The 15938-nt window shown below is 72.2% G+C and carries 11 protein-coding genes; 6 read left to right on the forward strand and 5 right to left on the reverse strand.

The genetic code is table 11. The annotated features are described in order from the left end of the window. Positions 1-293 precede the first annotated feature (293 nt). Complete coding sequence (locus MB828_RS39135; RefSeq protein WP_301652312.1) at positions 294-983, reverse strand: chaplin; 690 nt, start codon at positions 981-983, stop codon at positions 294-296. Between the two features lie 278 nt (positions 984-1261). Between MB828_RS39135 and MB828_RS39140 the strand changes: the two genes are divergently transcribed. Then, positions 1262-2896: an alpha/beta hydrolase gene (locus MB828_RS39140; RefSeq protein WP_301652313.1), complete on the forward strand. Its 1635-nt coding sequence runs from the start codon at positions 1262-1264 to the stop codon at positions 2894-2896. A gap of 74 nt (positions 2897-2970) precedes the next feature. Here the strand turns inward: MB828_RS39140 and asnB are convergent, their stop codons facing one another. Further along, entirely contained in the window at positions 2971-4809 is a 1839-nt protein-coding gene (asnB, locus tag MB828_RS39145; protein WP_301652314.1) for an asparagine synthase (glutamine-hydrolyzing), read from the reverse strand. A gap of 334 nt (positions 4810-5143) precedes the next feature. Then, complete coding sequence (locus tag MB828_RS39150) at positions 5144-5923, reverse strand: alpha/beta fold hydrolase (RefSeq protein ID WP_301652315.1); 780 nt, start codon at positions 5921-5923, stop codon at positions 5144-5146. Between the two features lie 187 nt (positions 5924-6110). Here MB828_RS39150 and MB828_RS39155 point away from each other — a divergent pair, with 187 nt between their 5' ends. Both MB828_RS39155 and MB828_RS39160 read left to right on the forward strand, forming a co-directional pair. Beyond that, positions 6111-7205 carry a chemotaxis protein gene (locus MB828_RS39155; protein ID WP_301652316.1) on the forward strand — a complete coding sequence of 365 codons (1095 nt, stop codon included), beginning with the start codon at positions 6111-6113 and terminating at the stop codon, positions 7203-7205. Positions 7206-7274: 69 nt separating this feature from the next. Further along, positions 7275-8300: a Gfo/Idh/MocA family protein gene (locus MB828_RS39160; RefSeq protein ID WP_301652317.1), complete on the forward strand. Its 1026-nt coding sequence runs from the start codon at positions 7275-7277 to the stop codon at positions 8298-8300. A 216-nt stretch (positions 8301-8516) separates the two neighbouring features. On the opposite strand, the gene MB828_RS39165 is transcribed toward MB828_RS39160, so the two are convergent. After that, a complete protein-coding gene (locus tag MB828_RS39165) occupies positions 8517-8930 on the reverse strand; it encodes an SsgA family sporulation/cell division regulator (protein ID WP_133025168.1) in 414 nt (137 codons plus the stop codon). 348 nt (positions 8931-9278) lie between these two features. On the opposite strand from MB828_RS39165, the gene MB828_RS39170 reads away from it, so the two are divergent. Then, positions 9279-10700, forward strand: a complete 1422-nt coding sequence (locus MB828_RS39170) for a PP2C family protein-serine/threonine phosphatase (protein WP_301652318.1) — start codon at positions 9279-9281, stop codon at positions 10698-10700. Between the two features lie 74 nt (positions 10701-10774). Here the strand turns inward: MB828_RS39170 and MB828_RS39175 are convergent, their stop codons facing one another. Then, positions 10775-12274 (reverse strand): DNA-binding protein NsdB, encoded by a 1500-nt coding sequence (locus tag MB828_RS39175; protein ID WP_133025166.1) that lies wholly within the window; start codon positions 12272-12274, stop codon positions 10775-10777. A 268-nt stretch (positions 12275-12542) separates the two neighbouring features. On the opposite strand from MB828_RS39175, the gene MB828_RS39180 reads away from it, so the two are divergent. Both MB828_RS39180 and MB828_RS39185 read left to right on the forward strand, forming a co-directional pair. Beyond that, complete coding sequence (locus MB828_RS39180; protein ID WP_301652319.1) at positions 12543-13682, forward strand: aminoglycoside phosphotransferase family protein; 1140 nt, start codon at positions 12543-12545, stop codon at positions 13680-13682. A gap of 253 nt (positions 13683-13935) precedes the next feature. Then, a complete protein-coding gene (locus MB828_RS39185) occupies positions 13936-15927 on the forward strand; it encodes an N-acetylmuramoyl-L-alanine amidase (protein ID WP_301652320.1) in 1992 nt (663 codons plus the stop codon). Positions 15928-15938: the final 11 nt, after the last annotated feature.

The raw sequence follows: 15938 nt of genomic DNA on the forward strand, positions 1-15938 counted from the left end.
CGACCGGCACCGCGCCCGCAGCATCCTTCCCGATCACCGACCCCCACGCCACGCCGGGATCAAGCCGCCGTCACGCACAACTGGCGTGCCCGGAGAACCCGTTGGCCGTGGGCGCCCGCCAGCTCGTCGCCCGCGGACCCCGGCCCGCGGGCCCCGCCAGAGGGCTCCGCCAGAAGGGGACGACCCCCGCCGCACCAGGTGGGACGGCTCGGCCGCCGGGGCAGGCCCCGCCGGATGGGTTCGGTGGGGCCTGCCGCGTCGCTTCCCCTCGGCTGCGTGTCACACGGCGGCGGTCAGCGGGGCCGGCCCGGGCGGAAGCGACGGTGCAGCACGGTGCCCGTGAGCAGCAGCGCCGCGCCGACCCCGGCGGCGGGGCCGGTCAGGTCCGTCCCGGTGTGGGCGAGGGTGGCGTCCGTGACCGGCGGCGCGACGGGGTGCGACCTGGGGGCCGGCCGCTTCTTCGGCGGCGCCGTGACGGGCGGCTCCGGAGCGGGCGCGGTGGGCTTCGGGGTCGTCTTCGGCGGGCTCGGGTGGTCGCCGGAGGTGTTCACCGAGGTGTTGCCGATGGCCGGGTTGAGGACGCCGACCACGTCGACGCTGTTGCCGCTGACGTTCACCGGGAGGTCGACCGGCAGCTGGACACCGTTGCCGGAGATCACCCCGGGCGAGTCCTGTTCGGTGCCCCGCGCGGACGCGCCACCGGTCGTGGCCGAACCGCCGGACGTGCCGGCTCCGGCGCCGCCGCCCTCGTTCGCGCAGGCGTTGCCGGCCGCCGGATTCAGCAGCCCCACCACGTTCACGGTGTTCCCGCACACGTTCACCGGAACGTGCACCGGCAGCTGGATGCCGTTGCCGGAGATCACCCCGGGCGAACCGGCCGCGGTCGCGTCCGCACCGGAGTCGGCCCAGGCGGGGACCGCCACGGCCATCGCCCCGGAGGCGGCGGCGACGGCGATCACACCGTTTCGGGTAACCCGTTTCATAGGTTCCCTGCCTTCCAGACATGATTACGGGCGCTCGCCCGCAACGGTTAAAACGCGTACGGCACATACGGGTTATGGCTTATGCGCGTTTCACCCCATCGAGCTACATCGCCCTCGAACCGCAGGCAAAACGCGTACGGGGGCCGAAGCCGGCGAAGCGGCGGAGGGTACGGCACCCCGGCGCGGTCCGCTCGCCGGGAGGCGGGGCCCGCGTGGCGTGCTTATGGTGGGCGAAAGCCCTGTACCCGGTCCGTCACGGAGTGTTCCTGGAGGCCCCGATGCCTGCCGTGCCCCGTACCCGGCCCGCCCTGCGGCGCTGCGTCGGCGCCGGAGCCGTCACGCTGGCCCTGCTCGGCGCGGGACTGCCCACCCTCCCGGCGACGGCCTCGGTCGCGGACGGCGGACAGCCGGACCTGACCCGGTTCTACCGGCAGAAGGCCCGGTGGACGGCGTGCCAGGACGAGGAACTACCCAAGGACATGCAGTGCGCCAAGGTGACCGTCCCGCTCGACTACGCGCGGCCGGACCGGGGCACCCTCGATCTGGCCCTGTCCCGCTACCGGGCGACGGGCAGGTCGCGGGGCTCCGTCCTGCTGAACTTCGGCGGCCCGGGCGGCTCGGGCGTCAGCGAGCTCGGGCTCTCCGGCAAGGAGTTCATGGGCCTCACCAACGGCTACGACGTGGTCGGCTTCGACCCCCGCGGCGTCGGCCGCTCCTCCCCCGTCAGCTGCGGCGACGGCACCGGCGGGCCCTCCGACGACCGCGGCTCGGCCGAGCCTCCCGACGTCACCCGGCCACAGGCCCTGATGAAGCGGCTCAAGCAGCTGGTCGTGCGGTGCACCGAGCACTCCGGTCCCGTGCTGGCCCACATAGGCACCGTGAACGCCTCCCGGGACCTGGACGTCATCCGCCAGGCGCTCGGCGACCGGAAGCTGAACTATCTGGGCTTCTCCTACGGCACCAAGCTCGGCGCGGTGTACGCGGCGCAGTTCCCGCACAACGTGGGCCGGATGGCGCTGGACGGCGTGGACACGCTGACCGAGTCGCTGGCCCAGCAGGGTGTGGCCGGTGCCCAGGGGCAGCAGACCGCGCTGGACGACTTCCTCGACTGGTGCGTCACCGACCTCGCCTGTCCCTTCGGGCAGGACCGGCGCAAGGCCGGGGACGCGGTCGTCCAGCTGGTGCGCTCGCTCGACAAGGACCCGTTGCCGTCCGACTTCGGGGATCCCTTCACCGGCCAGGACCTGGTGGGCGCCATCGGTGAGGGGCTGTACAGCAAGGACCTGTGGCCGCTGCTCGCGCGGGCGCTGGCCTCGCTGACGGAGGACGGGGACACCCGGGGGGTGCAGAACTTCGCCTCCGGCGGCTACGCCGTGCCGCTCGTGCGGAAGTCGCCGAAGGCGGGGAGCGGCGGGCTGGTGGCCGGCCAGGACGTGCCCGTGGACAACCTGTCCGCGGCGCTGATGGCGATCAACTGCGCCGACGACCCGGACCGGCCGAGCGCCGGGAGGCTCTCCCAGGACGTCGCCCGGCTGAACCGGGAGTACCAGCACGCGTCCCCGGTGTTCGGCCGGTTCCGGCTGACCCAGGTGCTGCTGTGCTACGGCCGGCCGCGCGGCACGGACTTCATCCGGGACCAGGTGAAGGACGTGCCCTCGGCGCGGATGCTTCTGGTGGGGACGCGCGGTGACCCGGCGACGCCGTACCGCTGGACGATCGAGACCGCGAAGCGGCTGGGGCCGTCGGCCGTGGTGCTGGACAACAGGGGCGACGGCCACACCGGTTACACGTCCTCCAGGTGCGTGCACGGCAAGGTCGACGACTTCCTGCTGTACGGCACGCTGCCGGCCGACGGCAGCTCCTGCCCGGCGGACACCGCCGCCGGGCACGCCGGCGGCGGCTCGTCGGACTGAGACTTCCTGGCCCCGGGAGCCTCAGAGGTCTCAGGGCCTCAGGGGCCTCAGGGGCCTCAGGGGCCTCAGGGGCCTCAGGAGAGGGTGAGTTCCGGGTCGTACAGGTCGAGCCAGTGGGCCAGGTCGAGGGTGCGCTCCAGGCCGCGCCTGGCCGCCTGGCCGGCGAGCCGGGGCAGGTGGGCCGCCCGGTCCGCCTTCTCGCGGTCGACGAGTTCGAAGACCCGGTGGTCGGGACGCGCGACCAGGTCCTTGACCTGGTCCTGGAGGGCCCGGCCGTACTCCGGGTCCTGGGTGGAGGGGTAGGGGCTCTTGACCCGGTCGTACACGGACCGCGGCAGGACGTCCCGGGTGGCCTCGCGCAGCAGGGTCTTCTCCCGGCCGTCGAAGGATTTCAGCGCCCAGGGCGCGTTGTAGACGTACTCGACGAGGCGGTGGTCGCAGAACGGCACCCGTACCTCGAGGCCGACGGCCATGCTCATCCTGTCCTTGCGGTCGAGCAGGACGCGGACGAAGCGGGTGAGGTGCAGGTGGCTCATCCGGCGCATGCGGTACTCGAAGTCGCTCTCGCCGTCGAGGCGCTGGATGGCGGAGGCGGCGGAGTGGTAGGAGTCGGCGATGTAGGACTCCAGGTCGAGCGCCTTGGCCAGGTCCGTGCGCAGCACGCCGGAGTCGTCGCCGAAGTGCCGGGCGAACTGGAACAGCCAGGGGAAGGTGTCGGCGTTGCGGGCCCCTTCGTCGAAGAACTGAAGGTAGCCGCCGAACACCTCGTCGGCGGACTCCCCGGACAGCGCGACCGTGGACTGGTCGCGGACGGCCCGGAACAGCAGCAGGAGCGAGGCGTCCATGTCGCCGAACCCGGCCGGCAGGTCGCGGGCCCGGATCACCCGCTCGCGGACGGCGGGGTCGGCGAGGCTGCTCGCGTCGAGGACGATGTCCTGGTGGTCGGTGCGGGCGAGGCGGGCCACGTCGTGCACGAAGGGCGTGTCGGGGGTGCCGCGCAGTTCGTCGGCGACGAAGTTCTCGGTCTGGCCGACGAAGTCCACGGCGAAGCTGCGGACCTTCTCGCCCCGCGCGGCGAGCTGCCGGGCGGCGAGCGCGGTCATCGCGGAGGAGTCGAGGCCGCCGGAGAGCAGGGTGCAGCGGGGTACGTCGGCGACCAGCTGGCGGCGCACGATGTCGTCGAGGAGTTCGCGGACGGTGGCCACGGTGGTGTCGCGGTCGTCGAGGTGCGGGCGGGTCTCCAGACGCCAGTAGGCGCGGCTGCGCGGGCCGCGGCGGTCGACGGTGACGACGGTGCCCGGCTCGACCTCCCGCATGCCCTCCCAGACGGCCTGTCCGGGGGTCTTGACCATGGTGAACAGCTCGCGCAGACCGCTCAGGGCGACCCGGGGGCGGACCAGCGGGTTGGCGAGGATCGCCTTGGGCTCGGAGCCGAACAGGACGCCGTCCGGGGTGGGATACATGTAGAAGGGCTTGATGCCCATGCGGTCGCGGATCATGACGAGCTTGTCGTGGCGGCCGTCCCAGACGGCGAAGGCGTACATGCCGTTCAGCCGTTCGGCGATGGTGTCGCCCCACTCCACATAGCCGCGCAGGACGACCTCGGTGTCGGAGTCGGTGGTGAACTCGTGGCCGCGGCCGACGAGTTCGCGGCGCAGTTCGGTGAAGTTGTAGGCCTCGCCGGAGTAGACCATCGCGACCGTGCCCTCCGGGGTGCGGACGGTCATGGGCTGGCGGCCGCCGGGCAGATCGATGATGGCGAGCCGGCGGTGGCCCAGGGCGGCGGGGCCCTCGCTCCAGGTGCCCCGGTCGTCGGGACCGCGGCAGGCCATGGTCTCCGTCATCGCATCCAATGCGTGCGTCTCGGTGGTGAGGTCACGGTCGAAGGAGACCCAGCCGGTGATGCCACACATGCGCTACCTCCTGCTGCCGGTCCGCCGGACAACCCGCGCCACCTGCGGTTCCACGCCAGGGGCGATTGCCCGAGCGAACCACTTGTATTCAGCACCTATATGACGAGCGTGCGCCCGGGTCTCCGGCCGGTCAACCTGGGCGTAACACGGCGGGGCTCTCGCGGCCTCCCCCTTCGCCCGCTTTCGGCCGCGCTTTGCCCGCGCGAGGACCGCCAACCCGCCTCCTGACGGGCCCCGCCCGCCTCGAACCGGCCAAGCGCAAAAAGTTCCCCAAACGGAACCGGCGCCTCGGCTCTCGCCGGGCGCCGGTCACCTGGTGCTGTCGGGTCCCGCGCTACGCGGCCGGGGTCAGGAACCGGTCCAGCGCCGCCGTCAGCTCGGCGGGCCGCTCCACCGGGAGCTCATGGCCCGCGTCGATGATCCGCACCTCCGCGTCGGGGTAGGCCTTGGCCATCCGCAGCATCTGCCCGGCCGGCAGCTGGACGTCGTGGTAGCCGTGCACCATCAGGGTGGGCGCGGTGATCTCGCCGGCCCGGTCCAGGACGTCGAAGGCCCGCATGGCGCCGTACAGCGTCATCACGACCTCCCGCGGGGTGCCGGCGGAGGAGCGGACGTACTCGCGGATCCGCTCGCGGGGGTACCCCGGGGCGAAGGCACGCTGGATGTTGGCGGCGACGAAGAGCTTGAACGGCACCAGGGTCGAGGCCGCCATGAGCAGCCCGCGGCCCCGGCTGTACGTCATCCGCCCGATGGAGTTGACCAGGACCATCCGCTCGACGCGGGCCGGGTGGGCGAGGGCGAGGGTCTGGGAGATCATGCCGCCCATGGAGTGGCCGACGGGGACGAAACGGTCCACCTCCAGGTGGTCGAGGAGCGCGGTGACGTCCTGCGCCAGTTCGCCGATGGTCCGCACCCCCGCCCCGGTGCTCTCGCCGTGCCCGCGCAGGTCGAGTCTGACCACCCGCCGCCGTTCGGCGAAGTGCGCGGTCTGGTGGTCCCAGCGGTGCCGGTCGGCGGTCCAGCCGTGGATGAACACCAGGGGCGCGGCGGTGCCGTCCCGGGGGCCCTCGTCGTCGTACGCCAGCACCGCTCCGTCGACTTCGAGCTGCGGCATGGGGGCCTCCTGGGGCGCGATCCGGTTACTGCCGGGTACGGTAATGGGCCGCGCGGCCCCGCGTCACCGGTGGCCAGGCCTCAACAGGGTTACGGAGCCGCGTCCTGACGCCCGTACGGCACCGAGCCCCGACCGGTGCCGGATTACCCCAAATGCCGCACCGGCGATTCGGCCCTATGGTGCTGATATGGAGCACGCACTCAGTCCATCGACCCTCGCCGAGCTGCGCCGCCCGCGCCTCTATCCCGCCGTCTCCGTGCTGACGCCGACGCACCGCCGCGAGCCCGACAACGCCCAGGACTCCGTCCGGCTGCGCAATGTCGTGGCCGAGGCGAAGAAGCAGCTGGAGGCCGATCCCGCGATCACCCGGGAACGGCGGTCCGACGTCATCAGGGAACTCGACCGGGCCCTGGCCGAGGTCGATCTCACGTACACCGAGGACGGTCTGGTGATCTTCGCCGCGCCCGGTGAGCACCAGGTGTGGTCCCTGGCCCGCAGTGTCCCCGAGCGTGTGGTGCTCTCGGACACCTTCCTCACCCGCAACCTGGTCTCGGCGCACGCCGCCGAGCGGCCGTTCTGGGTGCTCTCGCTCTCGGCCGACCGCGTCACGCTCTGGAACGGCGGGATCGACCGGGTCACCGAGAGCCGGGACGGCGGTTTCCCGCTGGTCCGCCGCCAGGTGAACTTCGACGCCGAGCGCCTGCAGCGCATCGGCGACATGCCCAGCACCTTCCGCGACGAGGACACCAAGCACTTCCTGCGGGACGCGGACACCGCGATGGCCGCGGTGCTGCGCGACGAGCCGCGGCAGCTCTACGTCACCGGCGAGCAGGCCGCCCTCTCCCTGTGGGAGGAGCTGGGCAACGTCGCCAGGCACAGCATCCCCGTGCAGCACGGCGGTCTTTCGCACGCCGGTCCGGAGGCGGTCTGGCAGGCGATCCGGCCGCTGCTGGAGGCCGAGTCCCGCCGGAGTACGGCGGCGGTCACCCGGGAGCTGGAATCCGCGCGCGGTCACCGGACGTTCGCGGCCGGTGTCGACGAGGTCTGGCAGAGCGCGCGCGAGGGCCGCGTGCGGCTGCTGGCCGTCGAGGAGAACTACCGCGCCACGGTCCGCGACGACGGCGACCACCTGATCCCGGCCGTCAGCGGCGACCTCGACGCCCGTGACGACATCGTGGACGAGATCGTCGAGCAGTGCCTGGAGACCGGCGCCGACGTCAGGTTCGTCCCGGACGGCGCCCTGGGCGACGAGAACGGCATCGCCGGGGTGCTGCGCTACTGACCGACCCCTTCTCGGCCGGCGTCTAACCTACGAGGTGATCGTCGGCGTCGGCTGAGAGGGAGTGCGGGCGTGGCTGAGCTGCTGGGTGTCGCGGTACTGGGTGCCGGACACATGGGTGCCGACCACATACGGCGGCTCGACCACGTGGTGAGCGGCGCGAGGGTGGTGGCCGTCGCCGATCCCGACCTCGACCGGGCCAAGGACGCGGTGGCCGGCCGGGACGGCGTCACCGTCCACGCGGATCCGCTGGCCGCGCTGGACGCGCCCGGTGTGGAGGCGGTGCTGATCGCCTCCCCCGGACCGGCCCACGAGGAACCGTTGCTCGCGGCCTTCGAGCGCGGGCTGCCGGTGCTGTGCGAGAAGCCCATGGTGCCGGACTCCACAGGTGCGCTGCGGGTGGTGGAGGCCGAGGCGGGGCTCGGCCGCAGGCTGGCGCAGATCGGCTTCATGCGGCGCTACGACGCCGAGTACCGGCGTCTGAGGTCCCTGCTGGACGACGGTGGTCTGGGGCGCCCGCTGATGCTGCACTGCGTCCACCGCAACGTCTCCTCACCGCCGGGGTTCACCAGCGCCATGCTGGTCAACAGCTCGGTCTCGCACGAGATCGACGCGGCCCGCTGGCTGCTCGGCCAGGAACTGACCGCGGTGACCGTGCTGCGTCCGCGGCCCTCCTCGGACGCTCCGGACGGGCTGCTGGATCCGCAGCTGGTGCTGTTCGAGACCGACGGCGGCGCCCTCGTCGACGTCGAGGTCTTCGTCAACTGCGGATTCGGCTACCAGGTGCGCTGCGAGGCGGTCTGCGAGCGGGGCAGCGCCCGGATCGGCGAGGACCACACCATGCTGGTCACCTCGGCCGGCGGGGCCCGCGAGGAGGTCGCCCAGGACTACCTGGTGCGGTTCGCCGACGCCTACGACCGCGAGGTGCAGTCCTGGGTGGACGCCACCCGGCAGGGCCGGGTCACCGGACCGAGCGTGTGGGACGGCTACGCCTCCTCCGTCGTCGCGGAGGCCGGGGTCCGGGCGCTGGAGTCCGGCACCCGTACGACCGTGGAACTCGCCCCGCGCCCTGACCTGTACGCGGACGCCGACCGCTGACACTCGCGGCAGCCGTCCCCAGGTGGCGCTCACCGCCATGACCGCCGCGACGGAAGCGTCCAGTCCCACGAAGCCTCTTCGGCTGATCGCTGTCATCGGCCCCGCCCTCGGGCGGTCGGACGGCTCACGACCCGAGCGGGTGAGGCGGGAGTCAACCGGATTGAGCGAGGCGGGAGTGAACAAAGTCAAAGTGCGCGCCGGTTGGCCCCGGGGGCCTCACACGCCCCCGAACAGGGCGCTCAGCCCCTGCTCGACGACCCCCGCGACGTCCTCCTCCCCCGGGGCCACCACCTCGTGGGTGCGCTGGAGGAACCGGAACAGCGCCTGGGTGTCGAACTGGAGCAGGGCGAGACCGTGCGGCGAGTGGAACTCCACGGCCGTACGGCCCGGTCCGCAGGGCCAGATGTGCACGTCCCCGCGGCCGGCCGGCGCCCCGAGTCCCTGATCGAGGAGCGAACGGGCGAAGGTCCAGGTGACCTCCTCCCCGCCGAGCGTGACCTCGGCGGGGAAGTCGACGAACACGGCCAGCGGATCACCGGAGGTGTACCGCAGCGTGGCGGGCACCGGGACCTCCTGGTCCTCGGCGGTGATCAGCCGGGCGCGGGCGGCTTGCTCGAAAGTGATGTCCATGCCTGTAGGACTCCGCGAAGGCCCTTCGCATGACGCGAAATCCGGACAGAGTTGCCGCCGTTGGCCGAGACCACGACACTGTGAACACAAGCGCGTCGAACAACCGCCCGAGCGCGACGCGAGCGCCCTTGAAAATGGGTCAACTCACGTAGTCCGCCTACGCCTTACCCTTCACCGCGCGTACGTCTTCCATACGGCCCGACCAGCCCGTGAAGACTCTGGCATATGTCAGAAGCACCACCGTATCGTGTGTTGCCAAATCCCTTACAGGGCGTCGCAGGCTGTGCAACAGTCGTAACCGGTCCCCCGCCCGTTCTGGCCCTTCCCGTCCCCGCATCGGAGTGCGTCATGCCGTCCCATGTCTCCGCGGACCGCCCCGCCGCCCAGCCGCCCGGGCGCGGCTCGGTCGAGGCGTTGATATCGCAGACACGGCGGCTCAAGGGCGACGTGGACGCCGTACGGCGGGACACCCGGAGCGACGGAGCGGACCCCGAGGAACGCTGGCAGCGGGCGCTGTACGACCTGGCGCTGCATCAGCTCAACGACCTCGACGAGCACTTGGCCCAGCTGCGGGACGGACCGGCCCCGCCGCCCCGCGACGCGGACCCGGAACCCCTGCCGGCCGCCCCGCCCGCCCCGGGATCGCTGCTCAGCCGCGTCGGCAGCGCGGAGTGGAACCTCCTGACGGACGAGGCCAGTTGGTCGACCGAGCTCTACCGGATCCTCGGCCGCGACCCGGCCGCGCCCGCGCTCACCCTCGACGAACTGCCGTCAGTGGTACTGGACGAGGACCGGCCCCGGCTGACCACGATGGTCACCGGCTGCCTGGTCGACGCCAGGCCGATCGACGACGAGTTCCGGATCGTGCGCCCCGACGGGGGCGTGCGGACCGTCCACATGATGGGCGAGCCCGTGCTCGGCGGCGACGGCAGCACCGCCTCGATGTGGGCCGTCCTGCGGGACGTCAGCGAACTGCGCCGCAGCCAGCGGGAGGTGCACGAGACCCACGACTCGATGCAGCGCCACCGCCAGCAGGCCAGGACCGAGCACCGGCTCGCCGTCGAACTCCAGGAAGCGGTGCTGCCGCCCGGCCGTGACGCGCTGCGGCTGCCGCGTCGGGGCCCCGGCACGCTGGAGGTCGCGGCCCGGTGCCTGCCGTCCGCGAGCGGTGCCCTGCCGGGCGGCGACTGGTACGACGCGCTGGAACTGCCCGACGGCGACACCCTGCTCAGCGTCGGCGATCTCACCGGACAGGGGGTGGCGGTCACCTCGGGCATGGCGATGCTGCTGGGCGCCGTACGCGGGATGGCGATGGCCGGTGCCCCGCCGGCGCGTCTGATGTCCCTGCTCAACCAGTTACTCGACGCCACCGTGCAACCCGCGCTGGGCAGCGCCGTCTGCTGCCGCTACCGGCCCACCACCCGTGTCCTGAGCTGGGCCCAGGCAGGACACCCCGCCCCGCTGCTGTTCCGCGGCGGGACGGGGCGGGTGCTCGGCGCGCCGGACGGCGTGCTGCTCGGCGCCACCTCGGGAGCCTGTTACGGGCAGGCCGAGGTGACCCTGGAACCGGGCGATCTGCTCCTGCTGTACACCGACGGACTGGTACCCGGGCACAGCGGAGCGGACTCTCTGGACTCCCTTCTCGGCCTGACCGCGCGGTTCGGGGCGGCGCGCACCGCCCAGGACTGCGTCACGGCCGTGGTCGAGGAGTTCGGCGAGAGCGGGCGCACGGACGAGGCCTGCGTACTCGTCGCCAAGGTGGGTGAGTAGGAGCAGCGGACACAGCCCGTTCCGGGCAGCGGACACCGCCTGGTTCAGCCGGCGGGCACCGAGCGCACGGGCCCCTATGCCTGTGCGCTGTTGTTCGTCCCCTTGCTCCTGGGCCTGGGCAGGGCGAGCTTGATCTCCTCCCGCAGTTCCTGGATCTTCGGATAGCTGGAGTACTCGGCGGTGAGCCGGTACATCTGGCGCAGCCGGTCCCAGGTGCGGTGCGAGGAGTTCGATCCCATCGACACCAGGGCCAACCGCGCGTAGTGACCCGCCTGTTCGGGGTCGTCCGCGATGAAGCAGGCGGAGGCCATGGACAGGAAGTCGAAGATCTTCGACCGCTCCTGCTTGCTTCCGGCCCGGAGCGCCAGGGCCTTGTCCGCGTAGTGCCGGGCGTGCACGGCGGCGCTCGGGTCGTGGTCCGCCAGCGTCCGGTAGGCCAGGGCCTGCATGCCGTACAGATCCGCCTCGTTGAACATCTGCATCCAGCTGGGCGGCGGTACGTCGGTGCGGTCCGAGACGAACAGGCTCTCCGCCTGGCCGAGGGTGCGGCGCATCGCCTGTCCCTTGCCCATCGACGCCTGTGCCCAGGCTTCGATGGTGTGGAACATCGCCTGGGTGCGCGGCAGTACCTCGTGGCCGGAGCCGGACTGGGCCAGCTTCATCAGATCGAGTGCCTCGTCGGGCCGGCCGATGTGCACCATCTGGCGAGCCGCTCTGGAGAGCGCCTCCCCGGCACGCGGCCGGTCGCCGCCCTCACGGGCCGCGTGGGCGGCGATGACGAAGTACTTCTGGGCCGTGGGCTCCAGGCCGACGTCGTGCGACATCCAGCCCGCGAGGACGGCGAGGTTGGCGGCGACGCCCCACAGGCGCCGCTGGAGATGGTCGGGGTGACGGTAGGCGAGCATGCCGCCCACCTCGTTGAGCTGTCCCACCACGGCCTTGCGTTGCAGCCCGCCGCCGCGGGCCGCGTCCCAGGCCCGGAACACCTCGACGGAGCGCTCCAGTTCCTCGATCTCCTCGGACCCGATGGGGGCGGCCTCGTAACGGTCGAACCCGGCGGGGTCGGCGTGCAGGGGGTCGTCGAGGACGGGCGCGTCGGCCCTGAGGGTGGGGTCGGTGTGCAGCCAGTCGTACATGGCGGTGGTGAGTACGGATCCCGCGGTGAGCGCGGCACCCGCGCCCACCAAGCCGCGTCGGTTGAGCATGAGGTCCATTCCCGTGAATTCGGTGAGGACCGCGGCGGTTCGTTCGGGCGCCCACGGCATTCCGTCGGGATGTTCCGCGTTCCCGTCGTCCGGCCGTTTTCCCGTACGCCCGTGCCGTACCAGACCGAGGTCCTCGATGGTCACGACACGGCCGAGACGCTCGGTGAACAGAGCCGCCAGCACCCGCGGCACCGGATCGCGCGGGATCTCTCCCATGTCGATCCACCGCCGCACCCGGGAGGTGTCGGTCGACAGCTGGGGGTGGCCCATGGCCGCCGCCTGCCGGTTGACCAGCCTCGCGAGTTCGCCCTTGGACCAGCCGGCCAGGCCGAACAGGTCCGAGAGGCGGGTGTTGGGTTCTCCGGTCACGTCAAGCCCCCAGGTTCTCGGCTGAGTTGACAGTAGACCCGTGACGGTTGCCGGGCGACTATTCGCCACGGTTCGCCAGGGTGCGCCAGATGGTGTGCCACTGGGCAACGGGTGTCAGGTAGGAACGCGCCACCCCGACCCGGTCGCCGTCGACGGGCCCACTCCCCAGGGTGAGCCCGGGCGGCCGGGACGGGTTGGGCGTGAGAACTCTTCTCCACTGGACTTCTCAGGCAGGCACCGCAGGCACACGAAGGGATCTGTATCGCCCATGTACGCAGCATCGTCCTCCGTGTCCGCCCCGCCCCGGCCGCTGCGCCCCCGACCGGCGGGCAGCGGACCCTACCTCGACCCCGCGCGTACGGGGGCCGCCGTGCCGGTCGTGGGCCGGCCACGGCGCGCCCCCGGGCTCGGCACCCAGCCCCTCAGCGGGAGACTGGACCTGTCCGGCCCGCAGGGCGCGCAACTGCGCACCGCGATCGCGTCGGTGCACCGGATCTGCCCGGAGTTCGCTCCGGTGCAGGTGCTGCGGCGCACCGGGCGGTCCGTGATCCTCGTCGGGACGACGGGGCGCAACACGGCCGTGGCGAAGTGTCTACTGGACCACTCCCCCGCCTGGGCGGAGCGGACCCGCCACGAAATAGCCGCATACCGCTCGTTCGTCCGGCACCGGCCGCCGATCCGGGTGCCGAGGCTGATCGCGGCGGACCCGGACAACTGCACCCTGGTGATCGAGCGGATGCCCGGCCGGGTGGCGGCGGTGCAGCGCCACCCCACGGAGGCCCCGCCCAGGGCGGACATCCGGGCCGCGCTGGGCGCGGTGTGCCGGCTGAACGCGTGGCGGCCGCCGGCGGGCACCTTCGACGCCCCGGTGGACTACGCGGCCCGGATCTCCCGGTACCACGAGCTGGGGCTGCTCACCGACCGGGACATGGGTGACCTGCAGAAGCTGCTGCACGGCATCGCGGTCGCGGCGGGCCGCCAGGGGATGGGCCAGTTCTGCCACGGTGACGCCCTGCTCTCGAACATCCTGTTGTCACCGGCCGGTCCAGTGCTGGTGGACTGGGAGCACGCGGGCTGGTACCTGCCGGGGTACGACCTGGCGACGCTCTGGTCGGTCCTCGGTGACGCCCCGGTGGCGCGCCGTCAGATCAGCCAGATCGCCCAGTCAGCGGGGCCCGCGTCCCGGGACGCGTTCCTGGTGAACCTGATGCTGGTCCTCACCCGGGAGATCCGGACGTACGAGACCGCCGTGCAGCGTTCGATGCACGACGCGACCCCGGCGGCACCGGGTACGGCCCACCCTGGTGCGGCGCCGACCGGCGAGGAACAGCGGCTGCTGCTCCGGCGGCTGCACGACGACTGTCAGCTGGCCCGGCGGGCCGTACGCGCGGCGGTCGGCACTCGCTGACGGGGCGGGGATCCGCGGTGCGCTCAGGGCAGCTGCGCACCGCGGATCCCTGGTGTACGGCCCCGTTCACCGGCGTACACCTCTGAAGCCGCGCAGGCCGGGAGCCCCCGGCGCGAAACTCCCACGAACATCGTATGACATGGGAAATCGCCTCCTTCTGGGCATGATTGACGGATCGTCGGCAAGCCGGTACCACTGAGCCACGCTCAGCCCCGCACGCCCCGTCGCGCTCTGAACGCCCCAGGAGGCCGCATTGCGAGGATCCGTAACCGAGCCAGTTCCCGCCCGCCACGGCAGACGTACGCGCAGGACGGCAGGCGCCGTCGCCTCCGCGGCGTTGCTGCTGCCGTTGCTGGGCGCGGCTCCGCCCCCGAGCACCACCGCGTCGTCCGCCGAAGCGCTCCAGCGCGCGTTCGCGTCCGCCGCCACCGACTACCACGTGCCGCAGAGCGTGCTGCTGGCCGTCTCCTACCTCCAGTCCCGCTGGGACGACCACGGCGGCGCGCCGAGCGTCTCCGGCGGCTACGGCCCGATGCACCTGACCGACGCGCGCACCGCGCTGGCCACCGCGACCGAGCACTTCGCCGACGGCACCGAGGACCCCCGCGGCGACAGCGCCCGGCCCGCCCTGCACCCGGGCGTGAAGGTGCCGGCGGACTCCGCGCTCCCGGCCCGTCTCAAGACGCTCACGAAGGCCGCCGGGCTGACCGGCATCCCGGCCGGGCGGCTGCGCACCGACCCGGCGGCGAACGTGGCCGGCGGCGCCGCCCTGCTCGCCGCCGCCCAGAAGGGTCTGGGCAGGCCGCTCAGCGCCGATCCGGCCGACTGGTACGGCGCGGTCGCCCTCTTCTCCGGTGCCGACGACACGGCGACCGCGTCGGCGTACGCCGACGACGTGTTCGACGTCCTGCACACCGGCGAGGAGCGCACCACGGACGCGGGGCAGCTCGTCGTACTCGCCGCGCAGCCGGACCTGAAGGCCGCCCGGCAGCCGGCGCCGGCCGGGCTGCGCACCGCGGCGGCGGACGACACCGAGTGTCCGACAACGGTGTCATGCGAGTGGATCCCGGCGCCGTACGCGCAGTTCGGGGACAACGACTACGGCAACCACGACCTCGGTGACCGGCCCACGTCGCAGAGCATCAAGTACATCGTCATCCACGACACGGAAGGCTCCTGGGACGAGACCATCAAACTGGTCCAGGACCCGACCTATGTGTCCTGGAACTACACCATCCGCTCGACCGACGGCCTGATCGCCCAGCACGTCAAGGCGAAGGACGTGGCCTGGCACGCGGGCAACTGGTACATCAACGCCAAGTCGATCGGCATCGAGCACGAGGGCTTCCTCGCGTCGCCGGACGCCTGGTACACGGAGGCCATGTACCGGTCCTCGGCCCGGCTGGTGAAGTACCTCACCGACAAGTACGGCATCCCGCTGGACCGGCAGCACATCATCGGCCACGAGAACGTGCCGGGCCCGGTCACGTCCTCGATTCCCGGGATGCACACCGACCCGGGTCCGTTCTGGGACTGGCGCCACTACTTCGAGCTGCTCGAGCACCCCTTCAAGCGGACAGCCGGCAAGAAGGGCGGCCTGGTGACGATCCTGCCGGACTACCCCACCAACCAGCCCGCGTACACCGGCTGCGTCAGCAAGGGCCAGCCCTGTGCCGCGCACGGTTCCGGCGAGGTCCGGCTGTACTCCGACCACGACGAGAGCTCGGCCCTGATCAAGGACGTCGGCCTCGGTACGACGCCGACGACCGACGTGAACGACCTCTCGTCACGGGTCTCCACCGGCCAGCAGTACGCGGTGGCGGACACCTGGGGCGACTGGACGGCGATCTGGTACCTGGGCCAGAAGGCCTGGTTCAGGAACCCGGCCAAGGATCCGACGGCGGTGACCGCGGCAGGCCTGGTGGTCACGCCCAAGGCGGGCCTGAAGAGCGTCCCTGTGTACGGCCGTGCCTATCCGGAGGCGTCGGCGTACCCGTCCGGGGTGCCCGCCCAGTCGATCTCGCCGCTGCCCTACACCATCCCGGCGGGTCAGGAGTACGTGGTGGGTGACGCGGTGCCGGGCGAGTACTTCTACGCGACCACCTTCGCCACCGACGCGCACCGGGTCGTGACGGGCAAGGACCTGTACTACGAGATCCAGTACGGTCACCGGATCGAGTTCGTCCGGGCGGCCGACGTGGACGTGGTGCCGTCGCCGAAGACCGGACGGCACCACCGGCGGTGACCCGGCCGGCC

This window comes from Streptomyces arenae, assembly GCF_022343545.1.
GTDB classification, from domain to species: Bacteria; Actinomycetota; Actinomycetes; order Streptomycetales; family Streptomycetaceae; genus Streptomyces; species Streptomyces humi.